The following is a 16,177-nucleotide window of genomic DNA, read 5'->3' on the forward strand; positions in this document are numbered from 1 at the left end:
GTTAACCTTTATTAAAGATAGCTTTTAACTCTTTCTGTTCCGCAAAAAAAGCACCTGTTAAAAATAACATTAGCAATGCATTGCCTATAAATATGTTATGATTAAACACGTAGAATGAAAGATAAACGATTACAGCCGAAATTATTATATAAATCAAGTTCTTTTTTAAATTATACGGAATAGGATAATTGCGCTGCCCCCATACATATGATAGTACCATCATGGTTGCATAGGCAATAAAAGAGATCCATGCGGAGGCCATATAATTATACTTAGGAATAAATATCCAATTTAAAACTATAGTTAATATGGCCCCTATGCCCGATATATATAACCCATATTTAGTTTGATCTGATAATTTATACCAAACCGATAAATTCATGTAAATACCCAGGCTTAAGTAACCGAATAATAATAATGGCACCACACCCAAGCCACTCCAGTATATATTATATACTAAATGATGATTAACCATTTTAGTTTGTTTACCTACTATAATAACCGCTAACAGATCAACATTTGCCACTACCGCCACAGTTATTACGGCTACAGTTATCACAAAATAATTCATGATACGGGCATAGGTATCGCCCGAGTTCTTATTTTTTGCATGGCTAAAGAAAAAAGGCTCTGCCCCCAGGCGGAACGCCTGTACAAAAATGCTTAAAAATATAGCTATTTTAGCGCAGACACCGTAAATACCCACATCCCTGTCGCTGGTTGCCTGAGGTAACATATGTTTTAACATCGCCTTGTCTAACGACTCATTGATAATGAATGATATATTAGCGATAAGTATCGGCCAACTGTACAAAAACATTTCTTTATACATCATTCCATCAAATTTAAGCCTCAGTTTTAATATCTCCGGCAACAATAAAAGTATGGTAAACACGCTGGCGGTAGCATTGGCCAAAAAAACATATCCTACCCAATGCGGCCTGTACCAGCCAGCCATCCAATTTGCACCGGGCAACTGGTGTTTTAAAATAAAAGGGATCCCAAACAAAAAGAATAAATTAAACAACACTACGAAAAGTATGTTGCTGCATTTTACAAACGCATATTTAAGAGGTCGTCCATCAGCACGAATCTTGGCAAAAGGCATAACACAAAAAGCATCGGCCACTAATATTACCAAAAAGCTTTTTACATAAAAGGCATAGTCAGCATGGTCTTTAACTACGCCTGCCTGCATATAGTTTATAATGTCATCAAGAAATAAGAGGCAAAATAATAAGAAAACCAACGATATTGCTATAACCAGGCCAAAGGCATTATTGTAAACCTGCTGTTTATTATCCGCGCGCTTTTGCAAGTACCTGAAATATGTAGTTTCCATACCAAAGGCCAAAATTGCATTTACGATGGAGGCATTACCGTACATTGCCGTAAAAATACCATTGCCGCCAACGGGTAATGCACGAGTGTAAATGGGCGTTAAAACAAAGTAGATCATCCGGGAGATAATTGTACTTAACCCGTAGATGGCTGTCTGCCCGGCAAATTTTTTAGCTGTTGACAATAGTTAGCGTATAAACGGTTATTTAAACAAACCTCGTTTTAATACTTCAAAATTACGATAGTTTTTTAATTCGCCTTCATTACTTTCAACTGTAGTTACCTCGGCGTCTTGCGGGCCCTCGCGGCACCAGTCTAAAAATAACTCCAGCATCAGGGGGTCGCCTTCGGCTTCAATTAAAACGTCGCCACTGGGTTCATTTTTTATCGTGCCCCGTATGCCCAACTGGTCGGCCACGGCTTTGGTTGACGCGCGGTAGGCCACGCCCTGTACTTTACCCTTAACTGTAATATCGAAATGCTTCATATCAGGCCAAAAGTAAAATTAAAAAGCCAAAAATATCTAACGGCTATTATCGCATCCGCAACAAGAAAGATCAGATAAGCCGCGTAACTTTGGTATCAGGGGTGATCTTTAAATCATCAAGCCCGCTAATCAGGTTCAGCCCCGGTGTTTTTCCGGGTTCAAGCGTCCCTTTATCTTTATTGATACCCAAATAAGTAGCTCCGTTAATGGTGGCCCATTTCAGCATTCTTTCCATACTCAAAGCCGGAAATTTAGCCTGCAGCGTACGCATTTCACTCAAAATACATAGTTTATTATTTGATGCCAGGCTATCGGTACCCAAAGTAATATTAAAACCCTGATCCAAAAAGAGATCAACCTTTGGCAAAGTCCCTTCTATAAATAAATTGGCATTAGGGCAAAAGCACCAGTGTATCCTGCGGTCAAACCGTTTTATAAAGTAAATGTCTTTTAAGTTGGTACAGGTATTATGCACCATCAGTATATCTTGTTTGGCAGTTAACAACGGTATAACCGATTGCAGAGAGTTGCGCGCCTGGGGTTTGAAATAGCTTATATCGATACCAAAATGCTCATACAGGTTATTAAAACTGCCCAATTTGTAACGATAAAATTTATTCTCGTCCTCGCACTCCTGGTTGTGTATGCTTATCAGATTTTTATTAGGATTGCTGTCGCAATATTTCTTTATCAGCCTGAATAATTCTTTTGATACCGAATACGGGGCATGCGGCGTTATGGAGCATGATTGAGGTTTAAACTCATCCATTAATGATAAAGCATTATTAAAAACTTCTTCGCTCCGCTCGGGTGTAAAGCCAAAAGTTTCTACAAACGTATGGTAATATAATTTGCTGTTTCCTTTTATAGCAATAGTGGCGTTGGTGTTTGAGATGTCGCCAACGGCAACAATGCCGTTTTCATACATATCGTGATCCGCCTTAATGGCTGCCGCTTCAACCTCTTTCAGGTCAACGTTCCTGAACTGCTGGATATTTTTGATAAATTCTATCAATCCGCCTTTTTCCGGAATTTTACCCTTTAGGTGGGATAGTTCTACATGGCAGTGGGTATTAACAAACCCGGGGCAAATAATACCGCGCAATACCTCTACGGGTACATCGTGTGCACCGGGCGGTAATTGATCTGATACTGAAATGATCTTACCAAAGTCATCAATGGTAACTATACCACCTTTTATTGGATCGGCATTAATAGGAAAAACGTAATCGGCTCTAAAAATTTTCATTCGTTATAACTTACAAGTTGCTTCTCTCGTTAACCAATCCTAATTAATTAATACAATTAACTTTTGGTTATTGTTTTTTAACTACCGAATTTAAAAAGATAGATTTTTAATTTTTCGTACTTTTGCAACGTGATTGTTGAAAAAGAGAAAATTGATATCCGTAGCCTGAGCCTGGACGCCTTGCAGAAGCACTTTATCCTTATGGACGAAAAAAGCTTCAGGGCCAAACAGGTTTATGAATGGTTATGGAAAAAATCATGCTTTTCGTTCGACGAGATGAGCAATATTTCAAAAGAACTTCGTGCTAAACTCGAAAACAAATTTGTTATCAATAATGTACAAATTAGCAGTTCGCAGTTTAGTGCTGATAAAACTATAAAAAATTCTTTCATTTTACACGATCGGCACCTAATTGAGGGTGTTTTAATTCCAACACCGGGCAGAATGACCGCCTGTGTATCTTCACAAGTGGGTTGCAGCCTCACTTGTAAATTTTGTGCTACCGGGTATATGGAGCGTAAACGCAATCTAAATCCGGACGAAATTTATGACCAGGTAGTGCTTATTGATAAGCAGGCCCGCGAAAATTATGGCATGCCCCTGAGTAATATTGTTTACATGGGTATGGGCGAACCGTTATTGAATTATAAGAACGTACTTGATTCGGTAGAAAAAATAACCTCAGAAGACGGATTGAATATGGCGGCTAAACGCATCACGGTGTCAACCGCGGGCATAGCCAAAATGATAAAGAAGCTTGGCGATGATGGCGTAAAGTTTAACCTGGCACTGTCATTACATGCTGCTAACGACGAAAAACGTAACACCATAATGCCAATTAATGAGCAAAACTCATTAAAAGCACTGGCCGAAGCTTTAAAATACTACTACGCCAAAACTAAGAACCCGGTAACATACGAGTATATTATTTTTGACGGTTTTAATGACAATATACAGGACGCTGCCGAACTGGCCCAGTTTTGCAAACACCTGCCCTGTAAAGTAAATATTATTGAATATAACCCGATATCTTTTGCGTCTTATATAAATGCGGGCGAGGATAAAGTTGAAGCCTTTGCCGAACATCTGCGTAAAAATGGCGTAAATACCCACCTGCGCCGTAGCCGTGGTAAAGATATTGATGCTGCCTGCGGTCAGCTGGCTATTAAAGAGGGCGCGGCAAGTTAATTCAATATCGCGATTCTAAATTTTAACATTTGGTGCTTAACATTTTCAATGTCCGGGTTTTTCACAGCCCAAACATCCAATATTTTCTTATCTTTAATTGTAAATGAAAGGTTATAAATTATTTATAATTACGATAGCTGTACTGGTTGCGATTAACTGCATTTTGCTGGGTGTGTTCTGGTCTAAAAAGAACAGGCATTTGCCCGGCAAAAACGGACCGCCACCAATGGCCAGCGATTATTTAATTAAAGAATTAAACTTAACCCTGGCTAAAGAAAAACGATATGACACCCTGCGGATGCAGCACGCTGAGTTTACCAGGAAACTAAATGAACAAAGTAACAAGTTACGCGACGAGTTTTTTGAAAATATAAAATCACCGGTACCTGACACCGCCAGGGCGTACGCTATTGAACGCAAACTGGCCGCAATGCAATTCAGGCTGGATACGGCTACGTTTTATCATTTCCGCAGGTTCCGCGCGATACTGGATGCCGACCAGCAGATTAAGTTTGATCATATCCTGCCAAACGTATTGCATATGATGGGCCGGCAACATCCGGAAGCGGAAGACAAAAACCGTAACGGAACGCAGCCACACAGTCAGGGGCCACCTCCTAACGGGCCGCCACCAGGTAACTAACCGCATTGATTGCCCGATAAAAATGAAATTAAAAAGCAGCTACCTGGCCGATTTCTTATCACTATTATTCCCGCAGCTTTGCCCCGCCTGCGGTACTGATCTGGTAGCGCATGAAAAAATAATCTGTACAGATTGCCTTTATAATTTACCGTTAACTAATTTCCACCTGTATGATGATAACATTGTGGCCCGGCAGTTTTGGGGTAAAATTAATTTAGAAAGCGCCTACGCATTATACTATTTTACCAAAGGCGGTAAAGTGCAAAACCTGATGCATCATTTTAAATATAAGGGCATGCAACAAATAGGCAACTTACTGGGTAATCTGGCCGGAAATCAACTTAATAAAAATGAAAAATTTAAGGCAGTTGACTACATCATCCCCGTACCGCTTCATAAAAGCCGGTTAAAAGAGCGTGGTTATAATCAAAGCGCCTGCTTTGCCCGCGGCCTTGCCGAAAAACTAAATGCAACGGTTGAAGAAGACAACCTGATTCGCACCCGAGCTACCGAAACGCAGACCCACCGCTCGCGTTTTGCCCGGTTTGAAAACATGCAGGAAGTTTTTATTGTAAAAGATGCCGAAAAATTAAAAGGTAAAAATGTACTGCTGGTTGATGACATTGTAACCACCGGATCAACGCTTGAAGCCTGCGCCATACCGTTGTTAAAAATACCGGGGCTAAAATTAAGCATAGCCACCATAGCCTATGCAGAATAGATTGAATTTCCAGCTTTATAAGCCCGGGAAACTAAACTTTATTGTTTCTGGAACCGGCTTAATTTTTCAAATAACACCTTTGGCTCAAATGGTTTCAGGATATAGTCATTCATGCCGGCATTGCCAATGTCGCCCATCTGGCTGGTTAACATGGAGGCAGTTAAGGCAACTATAGGCAGTTGTTTAAAATAAGGCTCGGGTTTACTGCGGATAATCTGGGTAGCTTCCAATCCGCCCATCTCAGGCATATGGATATCCATTAATACAACATCGTATTTGTTGGCTTCAACTTTATTGACCGCCAGGATTCCGTTTTCAGCAAAATCAACTGTAGCACCCCATTTGGTTAATATTTTATTGATCAATAATCTGTTGATCTGGTTATCATCCACCACAAGTACACTTATATTTAATGTTGTTTCCACGGTATTGCTCTTGTTTTTTTTGTCGTTTGCCTTATTAAATGTTATAGTAAACCAAAATGTTGAACCTTTACCCGGCTCACTGTCAACATTTATTCTGGAGTCATGCAACTCTATCAATCGCTTACTAATTGCCAGCCCTAAACCAGTACCGCCATATTTGCGGGTGGTGCTTTTGTCGGCCTGCTTAAAGGATTCAAATATCGTATATAATTTATCATTTGCTATACCTATACCGGTATCTGTTACAGAAAAACGTATACGTACATTTTTACGGGTCTGATCAATCACGGCAAGTTCAATTTTCACACCGCCACGGTCCGTAAATTTCACAGCATTATTTACCAGGTTAAGCAATATCTGCGAGAGCCTGGTAACGTCACCCACCACTATTTCGGGCACTGCCGGATCAACCTGGGCATCAAGGTATATATTTTTTTCTTTGGTTTTATATTGTAATGATCCGGTGATGCTTTGCACCATCTGGCGCAGGTTAATGCTTTCCTGCTCAAGCTCTATATTGCCGGTTTCAATCTTGGTAAAATCAAGCACATCATTGATCAGGTTCAACAGGTTGTCTGCCGAAAACTTGAGTACATTAAGGTTCTCTTTTTGCGACTCCAGCGGATTACCCTCCAATAACAAATGCGACATACCGATCACGGCATTCAGCGGTGTGCGGATCTCATGGCTCATTACAGATATAAACATATCCTTTGCACGGCTCAACTGCAGGGCTTCCTCCCGGGCGTCAATCAACTCCAGCTCGACTTTCTTTTTGGCGCTTATATCAATAACAACTTCAATATATTTATCAACCGCACCCTCCCTGTTCAGGATAACCGAGTTAATAACCGTTATCCACATAGGTGTGCCGTCTTTACGATAACCTAACAGGTCAACCTCAAATGATTGTTTATTTTTAGAAAGTTCGCGTCCTTTTTGTATAATAGAAACATCCGTAAGCTCGCCTTGCAAAACATCTCCCAGGTGTGTGTTCCTTACATCATCAATGTCAAACCCGGTTATTTTTTCAAAGGCATCATTTACCCATTCAATTTCGCCCTGTGCATTGTTAATAACAACGCCGCTGGTGGTATTACTTGCCACCATTGACAATAGCTTGAGCTCGCTTTCGGTTTTTTTACTTTCGGTGATGTCAAGCATGGTGGTAACCTGCCGTTCAACGTCCCCGGCATCGTTAAACAGGGGGCTGTTTGACATTGCTACCCAAACCGGGGTCCTGTCTTTTCTATAGATCAGTATTTCGGCCGTATATGACCTTTTTTCGGTAACGGCATTAATAGCATCATTAAAAACCTCCATATCGGTTTGCTCGCCTATCAACAGGGTGCCAAACCTTTTGCCTTCCATCTCGGCCAGGGTGTAGCCGGTTATCTTCTCCATGGCCTCGTTCATCCAGATAACTAAACCGGTAGCGTCGCGGCTCATCATCCCGCTGGGCGATTTGCGGGCAGCAAAAGACAATATTTCAAGATCCTTCTGCGCTGTTTTGCGGGCGGTAATATCTGAGATCACCCTTATATATTTCTCAACCCCGCCATCCTTATCAAAAATAATAGAGCTGGTTATTGACAACCACACCTGCCGGCCGTCTTTACGGGTGGCGTATACATGTACAGAGTACGATTGTTTAGAATTAATATGATCCTGATATCGCTTTATATTTTCCTTATTAATATTGGGCTCAAAAACGTCAGGCAGGCGCCTGCCTTCAACATCGGCTGTATTAAAACCGGTTAGTTTTTCAAACGCCTCATTTATCCATATTACTTTATCATTAGCATCGCTTACGGCCACACCGTTAACCATTTTACCGGCTATCAGCGATAGCTCTTCCAGCTCTGCTAAAATTTTTTTCTGATAAGTGATATCGCGCCCACTGGCATACCATTTTTCGCCTTTATATATTCCGCACCAGCCTATCCATTTTTCCTGTCCGGCAGCGTCTAAAGTATGCGTTTCCAGGTCAAACGATTGGCCCGTTGCCTTTGCTTTTTCAATAAGCGGCAAGTACTGCTCACGATTGTTGCCAACCACAAAACTCCACAACGATTGGCCTATGGCCTGCTGAGGATTATAACCTAAGATAGCGGTAACGGCTTTATTAATGAGCTCGATATTTGAGTCCTTATCGGCAATAAAATGTATTTCGGGCGAGGTATCAAACAGGTTAAAAAACTCTTTGTGTGCGTCTAATGATTGTTGCAGCTCCTGTTTTTGCTTACGCAATAAGAAATGCGACATTACCTCATCGGCCAGTGTACGCAAGGCATCGCGCTGCTCAAAGGTTAGCTTGCGCGGCACCATATCAATTACGCATAATGACCCTAACCGGTTACCCTCGGGGTCAATAAGCGGGGCGCCGGCATAAAAGCGGATATGGCTGTCGCCTTTTACAAACGGGTTATCTTTAAAAGCTTCATCTTCGGCGGCATTGGTAACTTCAAGTATTTCATCATTAAGGATGGTGTAATTACAAAAAGCGTCGGCACGCGATGTTTGGGTGGCGTCCAAACCAATGATTGATTTGAACCATTGCCTGTCGCTGTCGATCAATGAAATCAGCGCGACAGGCACCTGGCAGATATAGGAAGCCAGGCGGGTAATGGCATCATATTCCTTCTCCGGCAACGTGTCAAGTACGTTGTATGAACTAAGCGCTTTGAGGCGCTTAGTTTCCATAGCGGACAAGACATTTTGCTTTTGAACCATTATGATCTTCTACTCATTATACAACGGAAATTTTTCGGTTAGCTTATGTACCTTTTTACGAACTTTATCCAGCGAATGTTCGTTTTCGGGATCATTAATTACTTCATCAATCAAAGCAACAATAGCGTCCATTTGTTTCTCCTTCATCCCGCGGGTGGTAACAGCAGCTGTGCCGATACGGATGCCCGAAGTTATAAAAGGCGACTTATCATCGTAAGGTACCATATTTTTATTGATGGTGATATCTGCTTTAACCAAAGCATTTTCGGCAGCTTTACCTGTTACGTTTTTATTGCGCAGGTCAATCAGCACCAGGTGGTTATCTGTACCGCCCGAAACTATCTCGTATCCCCTGTCAATAAAAGCTTTTGCAATAGCCGCGCCATTTTTCTTAACCTGCAGGATATATTTCATATAACTGTCAGATAGTGCCTCGCCAAACGCTATTGCCTTGGCAGCAATGATATGCTCCAACGGCCCGCCCTGGGTACCGGGGAACACGGCCATATCCAACAGGTTTGACATCATTCTGATCTCGCCTTTCGGGGTTTTTAATCCCCATGGGTTTTCAAAATCTTTACCCATCATAATGAGGCCGCCACGCGGGCCACGCAGGGTTTTATGGGTGGTGGTGGTAACAATATGGCAATAAGGCAGCGGGTCTGTTAACAAACCGCGGGCTATTAAGCCTGCCGGATGCGAAATATCAGCCAGTACCAAAGCGCCTATTTTATCGGCTACCCGGCGGATGAAAGCGTAGTCCCAGTCGCGCGAATAAGCCGAAGCGCCGCAGATGATCATCTTTGGTTTTTCTTTTAGCGCCACCGCTTCAAGTTGCTCATAATCAACGTAACCTGTATCTTTTTTAACCCCATAAAAGTGCGGATCGTATAGTTTACCCGAAAAATTAACGGCCGAGCCATGCGTTAAGTGCCCGCCGTGCGAAAGGTCAAAACCCAATATTTTGTCGCCAGGCTGTAAACAGGCCAGCATAACCGCCGCATTTGCCTGCGCGCCAGAGTGTGGCTGCACGTTGGCCCATTCGGCATTAAACAATTGCTTGGCACGCTCAATAGCAATGGTTTCAATTTCATCAACTACCTGGCAGCCGCCGTAGTAACGTTTACCTGGCAGGCCTTCGGCATATTTATTGGTTGCAACAGAGCCTGCTGCTTCCATAACCTGCTTGCTTACAAAGTTTTCTGATGCTATAAGTTCTAGCCCTTCTTCCTGGCGCTGTTGTTCTTCATCCAACAGCTTAAATATAAGTTTGTCTCTTTTCATTGTGATGCTTAAAATCGCGACTAAGTTAGTAAAGATTAGAGATTTAAGACTACAGGTTTAGTGGATTTTGTATTTACGTTTAAAACTTTTAGGGGATGTTAATAACTATGCCCGCCGCCTGGCTGCGCGTAATTACTGCGGATATTTTGAGCCAACACCCTCATACCAAATTTGTTAAACGTATTAGGCTTCCGGTAAGAAATTATTGCGGGCGGGCGCTAATATAAATTTAAGCTGTAACATTTTATGCTATTACCATTATGGCGCCGGTAATTAGTGATTGGTTTATTGGGGTTTGTTGGGCGTGCAGTTAATCGCCCACCTTTGCCGAGATCCAAAAGTTATTGTAGCCCAGGCCTATTTGTATATCAATCAGTTCCTGTTGCAGCATCTCCAGCACGGCCAGGAAATTGTAAACGAAATGCACCCGGTTCTCTGATTGGTTGGCGATGGCTTTAAAGTCCATCATTTTGTTGATACGCAGCAGGTCGTCAATGGCTTTCTTTTGCTTCTCGATGGTGTAGGGGTACTGGGTTACGGTATGGGTAACCTCTTCGCTGCGGTTGTTGTAGTTGCGCATCAGGCGGGTGTATACCATCATCAGCTTGTATAAACTTACGTCGGATAGTTCTTCGCCGGGGGTGGCCACGCGTTCGGCCTGTTCAACGTCGTGCTGGATATTGCCGCGGCGCTCCTGTTTAAGGCGCTCTTCTTCCAGCGGGCGGATCTCTTCGCATAGCTCCTTAAACTTTTTATATTCAATCAGCTTGCGGATCAGTTCTTCGCGGGTATCCACCTCATTTTCGCCGCTTTCGGCTTCGTGGCGGGGCAGCAGCATTTTGGCCTTAATGCGCATCAGCGTAGCGGCAACAAAAATAAACTCGCTGGCCAGCTCAATGTTAAGGCTCACCATCTGGTGGATGTAGTTTAAAAAATCATCGGCAATACGGGCGATGGGGATATCGTGGATCTCCAGTTCATCGCGTTCAATAAAAAACAGCAGCAGGTCAAACGGACCTTCAAACTGGGGTAATTTTATTTCAAAGCCTTCTTGCTCCATAACTACGGGTAAAAATACACCTTATTGATTTTAAACAAATTAAAAAAAGCAATATCAAACAAATTTTACTGCCGAATGTCCCTAAAATATGAATTAAACTTGCTTACTTTGTAAGTTAATATACGCTTAAACATATCAATGCAGGTAAAGGCCGGTGATTTATTAGAAAAGATAAACTATCCATCTGATTTAAAGAAGCTTAGTGAAGACGAACTTGAACAGGTTTGCCAGGAGCTGCGTCAATATATTATTGACGTGGTATCTGTTAATGGCGGTCACTTTGCTGCAAGCCTGGGCGTGGTTGAGCTAACCGTGGCCCTGCATTATATTTTAAACACCCCGTATGACCAATTGGTATGGGACGTGGGCCACCAGGCTTACGGGCATAAAATACTAACCGGCCGCCGCGATGTATTTGATACCAACCGCATCCATGGCGGCATAAGCGGGTTCCCAAAACGGTCGGAGAGTATTTATGATACCTTCGGTGTCGGGCATTCGTCTACCTCTATATCCGCAGCGTTGGGTATGGCGGTGGCATCGCAATACAAGGGTGAAACCGACCGGCAGCACGTGGCCGTTATAGGCGACGGATCAATAACCGCGGGGATGGCGTTTGAGGCACTTAACCATGCCGGCATTGAAAATTCAAACCTGCTGGTTATCCTTAACGACAACAATATGGCCATTGACCCTAATGTTGGCGCGTTAAAAGATTATTTAACGTCTATAACCACTTCTAAGCCCTACAATCGTTTCAGGGATGATATTGCCGGCGTGCTGGCTAAAATATCGTCTATAGGCCCCGATGCCTATAATATGGTGCAAAAAATAGAGAAAAGCATTAAAGGCACCCTGCTTAAACGCAGTAACTTTTTTGAGGCCTTAAAATTCAGATACTTTGGCCCTATTGACGGGCATGATGTAAAAAACCTGGTTAAGATATTAAATGACCTGCGCGATATACCGGGGCCAAAACTATTACACTGTATCACCACCAAAGGCAAGGGCTACGCGCTGGCCGAGAAGGACCAGACCAAGTGGCACGCCCCCGGTTTGTTTGATAAGATCACCGGCGAGATCAAGAAAACAAAACACGAAAAACCGCAGCCGCCAAAATACCAGGATGTTTTTGGACATAGTATTATTGAGCTGGCCGAAGCTAACCCTAAAATAATGGGGATAACGCCGGCCATGCCATCGGGCTGTTCATTAAATTTGATGATGAAGGCCATGCCCAACCGCGCGTTTGACGTGGGCATTGCCGAGCAGCATGCCGTAACGTTTTCGGCCGGTTTAGCTACGCAGGGGTTAATCCCGTTCTGCAATATCTATTCCAGCTTTATGCAGCGGGCCTATGACCAGGTGATCCATGATGTTGCCATACAAAAGTTAAACGTTGTGTTTTGCCTTGACCGTGCCGGTATGGCCGGTGCCGACGGCCCTACGCATCATGGCGCTTATGACCTGGCGTATATGCGCTGCATACCCAATATGACGGTGTCTGCCCCGATGAATGAAGAAGAGTTGCGCAACCTGATGTTTACCGCGCAGCAGGATGATATGGGCCCGTTCGTGATCCGTTATCCGCGGGGCAACGGTGTTATGATAGACTGGCAGCGGCCGTTTAAAGCTATCCCGGTAGGCAAGGGCCGTAAAATATGCGACGGTGAAGATGTAGCCATATTAACCATTGGCCATATAGGCAACGAGGCTGTAAAGGCCACTGCCGAATTAAACGCCGAAGGTTATTACCCGGCACATTATGATCTGCGTTTTGTAAAACCGCTGGATGAGGCGTTACTGCATGAAGTGTTTAAAAAATTCGGCAAAGTAGTTACGGTTGAAGACGGGTGTATAGAAGGCGGAATGGGCAGCGCGGTACTTGAGTTTATGGCGGATAATAATTATAAAGCCCAGGTAATACGCCTAGGCATCCCCGACGTTGTTGTGGAGCACGGCGAGCAGCCCGAGCTTTGGGCCGAATGCGGGTATGATGCACAGGGGATCATAACACAGGTAAAAAATATAGCCTTAAAACATAATACACATACAATAGCCAGTTAGAGATTGGTGATTAGAGATTAGGGCTTGTCGCCTTAAAATAAAAAAGAGCGATGATTGTTAAAGTCATCGCTCTTTTTATTAGTCAAAAAAATCTCTAATCTCTAAAAATTAATGCGTTTGATAGCTGGCAAGATCTGTATACAGGGTACGGAATGAGCTGCGGACGCCTATGGTTATCATGTTGGTCTTATCGGTAAACTGCGCGTTATTTTCCATCCGGTGTAATCCGCCTATCTCTATTCGCAAATTATATTTAGGGTTAAGCATGTAGGCAACCTTACCTTCAACATAAGTCATTTTTGTAGTAAGGCCCTGGCCTATATGATTACCATACTGACTGGCCGGATTGTTATAAAGCTGGAATGGGTCTTTTCCGTAGTTAAGTCCGTTTACATCCAACCCATAATAACCATAATCAAATTCACCACTAAAATCAAACCTTTTGTAGCTATAATTTAACAAACCAACCAGTTCCCTGAAATTAGCGCCGAAAGGATGTGCCAATGGCTCTTCCTGCTCGGCATAATTATTTATATTATTATTCTGCTCAGAATAGGTATAAGGAGTTGCACTATTATACTCCACTAAATAATTCAATGATTTTACCTTGAACAAATTGGCCCCTTTAACGCCAAACTGGTAACTGTATTTATTTCTAAAACTTCCGTCGTTAGAAAAAAAGCTTTTGGCTTCAAATTCGTCTAAAACAAACTGGCCATAAGCTGTAAGTCCGTTTGATACTTTATATTTTCCGGTAAATCCTATTACAGCATTACCCGGTGATCCGTTTGACGCATCAACAGGCCTTAAAAAAATAACCGGGTTGGCGTATGAAAAATCAAAGCCCCTGTAATTTCCGGTACCCGGATCTATTTTAGGCCACACTATGGCGTCAAAAAAACCTAAGGAAACCCTGTTGCTGACATTCCAATCCAGATAATGAAAAACGGCCCATTTGTTGCGCGGGCCAATTGAAAACTGAGAAGGACGATCAGCGGGTGCAACCATATAGGCATACATCACCATATATTGCACATTGCCCAGTGTGCCCGTAAGTTTTAAAAATGGATAACTTGAAGCAAAATCAGATAGTAATTCAGACCGGTATCCGTCGCCTATAAATGTTTTATCCTGCCCGGCAGTAACATTTAAATACTTATTAGGTGTATAGGATATGATGCCGGTTACATCAGACCAGTCTTTAGTTAGTTTTCTTCCAAAAGTACGGTCATAAGCCTGACCCGGAACCACACCAACCTGGTTGATATAAGTTGTTAAATACTCCGGAAAAACAGCCTGGTTTTCAAATCCGTTGGTATAGAAATAAAAGTTTTTGCCAATTGTACCGCCTAGCTGATAACCACGTGTATTTAACCAGGTACTCCGTTTACCGCTAACATCTCTTCCGATAGTAAGATCGGGCAGATAATCTGCAAAAAAAGTATACTCTTTGGTCTTCACATCAAACAGATGCTCATTAAATAATTTGCGGTGCGCCCAGCTATGATGATTGTCATCTGTCCCGTAATTCATTAAAGAATCATACCGGTGTTGTAAAACGCTATCAATAATATATGATTTTAATGAGCTGTGTAAGCGCGTTTTTGTTGAATAAACGTCTTCATTAAGCTTTTGATAGAACTGATATGAATAGGGTTGATATTGTGCCTGAGCCATACCAACCTTAACAAACAACAAAAGCAATAGTAAACTGCTTAATATTTTTTTCATGTGGATAGATTTTGTATAGAATGCGTATTATTCAAAGTAGTTTAAGGTTTTAAAACCCCCTTTTTTCAAATAATCGTCTTTCTTAACCAAGTGAAGGTCAGATTCCATCATATCCTTAACCAATGCTTGCAGATCATATTTGGGTTTCCAGCCTAATTGCGTCTGTGCCTTGGTAGGATCACCAATCAGCAAATCAACCTCAGTAGGTCTGAAATATTTTGAATCAACTTTAACAACGGTTTGCCCCAGCTTAAGGGCCTCCTGATCTAAACCCAGTTCGGCCGCTTTATCTTTATCCACATCAATAATTACACCGCGCTCATTTTCATCCTTGCCGCTAAACTCTATTTCTATACCCAGCTCGCCAAATGCCATTTTAATAAAGTCCCGTACCGTTGTAGTTACTCCTGTGGCAATAACATAATCCTCTGCCCTGTCCTGTTGTAACATCAGCCACATAGCCTCTATATAGTCTTTGGCGTGGCCCCAATCGCGTCGTGCCGACAGGTTGCCAACATACAGGCAAGTCTGTAAACCTAAAGCAATTTTTGAAGCTGCACGGGTAATTTTACGGGTAACAAAAGTTTCGCCGCGTATAGGGCTCTCGTGGTTAAATAAGATACCATTGCAGGCATACATATCATAAGCTTCGCGATAGTTAACAATTATCCAATAACCATATAATTTTGCTACTGCGTATGGTGAGCGGGGATAAAAAGGTGTTGTCTCACTTTGCGGAACAGCCTGTACCAACCCATAAAGCTCAGACGTAGATGCCTGATAAATGCGGGTTTTCTTGGTTAAACCCAATAATCTGACAGCCTCCAATATACGCAATGTACCTATACCGTCGGCATTTGCGGTATATTCAGGAGTTTCAAAACTTACCTGGACATGCGACATTGCGCCTAAATTGTAAATCTCATCAGGCTGGATCTCCTGTACAAGTCTTATTAAATTGGTTGAATCAGTCAAATCGCCATAATGCAGCTTAAATTTAACATTGGGCTCATGCGGGTCATGATAGAGGTGATCTATACGATCAGTATTAAATAAAGACGATCTTCTTTTAACCCCATGCACCTCATATCCTTTTTTCAATAAAAATTCAGCAAGGTAAGCACCGTCTTGTCCAGTGATGCCTGTAATTAAAGCTACTTTCATTATAATAGTAATAATATGTTACAAACTGCAATAATATCCAATTTAATTGTAAAACCGGCTATTAATTAAACATCAATAAGTCTT

Annotated in this window: 12 protein-coding genes; 4 read left to right on the plus strand and 8 right to left on the minus strand. The window is 42.3% G+C overall.

Features of this window, described 5'->3' with window-relative positions; translation table 11 throughout:
- Position 1: 1 nt before the first annotated feature.
- The 3 genes from LJ658_RS09745 to LJ658_RS09755 all read right to left on the minus strand — a co-directional run bounded on the left by LJ658_RS09745 (position 2) and on the right by LJ658_RS09755 (position 3,077).
- A complete protein-coding gene (locus LJ658_RS09745) occupies positions 2-1,525 on the minus strand; it encodes an oligosaccharide flippase family protein (RefSeq protein WP_230546309.1) in 1,524 nt (507 codons plus the stop codon).
- Between the two features lie 18 nt (positions 1,526-1,543).
- Positions 1,544-1,828 carry an acylphosphatase gene (locus LJ658_RS09750; RefSeq protein WP_230546310.1) on the minus strand — a complete coding sequence of 95 codons (285 nt, stop codon included), beginning with the start codon at positions 1,826-1,828 and terminating at the stop codon, positions 1,544-1,546.
- A 70-nt stretch (positions 1,829-1,898) separates the two neighbouring features.
- Positions 1,899-3,077 carry an amidohydrolase family protein gene (locus tag LJ658_RS09755; RefSeq protein WP_230546311.1) on the minus strand — a complete coding sequence of 393 codons (1,179 nt, stop codon included), beginning with the start codon at positions 3,075-3,077 and terminating at the stop codon, positions 1,899-1,901.
- Between the two features lie 129 nt (positions 3,078-3,206).
- Here LJ658_RS09755 and rlmN point away from each other — a divergent pair, with 129 nt between their 5' ends.
- The 3 genes from rlmN to LJ658_RS09770 all read left to right on the plus strand — a co-directional run bounded on the left by rlmN (position 3,207) and on the right by LJ658_RS09770 (position 5,629).
- Positions 3,207-4,265 (plus strand): 23S rRNA (adenine(2503)-C(2))-methyltransferase RlmN, encoded by a 1,059-nt coding sequence (gene rlmN / locus LJ658_RS09760; protein WP_370632953.1) that lies wholly within the window; start codon positions 3,207-3,209, stop codon positions 4,263-4,265.
- Positions 4,266-4,368: 103 nt separating this feature from the next.
- Positions 4,369-4,908: a hypothetical protein gene (locus tag LJ658_RS09765; RefSeq protein WP_230546312.1), complete on the plus strand. Its 540-nt coding sequence runs from the start codon at positions 4,369-4,371 to the stop codon at positions 4,906-4,908.
- 22 nt (positions 4,909-4,930) lie between these two features.
- A complete protein-coding gene (locus LJ658_RS09770; RefSeq protein WP_230546313.1) occupies positions 4,931-5,629 on the plus strand; it encodes a ComF family protein in 699 nt (232 codons plus the stop codon).
- Between the two features lie 38 nt (positions 5,630-5,667).
- Here LJ658_RS09770 and LJ658_RS09775 read toward each other — a convergent pair whose 3' ends face one another.
- The 3 genes from LJ658_RS09775 to LJ658_RS09785 form a co-directional block, all read right to left on the minus strand.
- On the minus strand, positions 5,668-8,757 hold the full coding sequence (locus tag LJ658_RS09775) for a PAS domain-containing protein (RefSeq protein ID WP_230546314.1): 3,090 nt from the start codon (positions 8,755-8,757) through the stop codon (positions 5,668-5,670).
- A gap of 39 nt (positions 8,758-8,796) precedes the next feature.
- A complete protein-coding gene (glyA, locus tag LJ658_RS09780; RefSeq protein ID WP_230546315.1) occupies positions 8,797-10,071 on the minus strand; it encodes a serine hydroxymethyltransferase in 1,275 nt (424 codons plus the stop codon).
- A gap of 310 nt (positions 10,072-10,381) precedes the next feature.
- Complete coding sequence (locus LJ658_RS09785; RefSeq protein ID WP_230546316.1) at positions 10,382-11,131, minus strand: ScpA family protein; 750 nt, start codon at positions 11,129-11,131, stop codon at positions 10,382-10,384.
- 138 nt (positions 11,132-11,269) lie between these two features.
- Between LJ658_RS09785 and dxs the strand changes: the two genes are divergently transcribed.
- Positions 11,270-13,198, plus strand: coding sequence for a 1-deoxy-D-xylulose-5-phosphate synthase (gene dxs / locus LJ658_RS09790; RefSeq protein ID WP_230546317.1), 1,929 nt, complete (start codon positions 11,270-11,272; stop codon positions 13,196-13,198).
- A gap of 108 nt (positions 13,199-13,306) precedes the next feature.
- Here the strand turns inward: dxs and LJ658_RS09795 are convergent, their stop codons facing one another.
- Positions 13,307-14,929 (minus strand): gliding motility protein RemB, encoded by a 1,623-nt coding sequence (locus tag LJ658_RS09795; protein WP_230546318.1) that lies wholly within the window; start codon positions 14,927-14,929, stop codon positions 13,307-13,309.
- A 27-nt stretch (positions 14,930-14,956) separates the two neighbouring features.
- Entirely contained in the window at positions 14,957-16,093 is a 1,137-nt protein-coding gene (gmd, locus tag LJ658_RS09800; RefSeq protein WP_230546319.1) for a GDP-mannose 4,6-dehydratase, read from the minus strand.
- Positions 16,094-16,177: the final 84 nt, after the last annotated feature.

This window comes from Mucilaginibacter sp. UR6-11 (assembly GCF_020880695.1).
In the GTDB taxonomy this organism is placed as follows: Bacteria; Bacteroidota; Bacteroidia; order Sphingobacteriales; family Sphingobacteriaceae; genus Mucilaginibacter.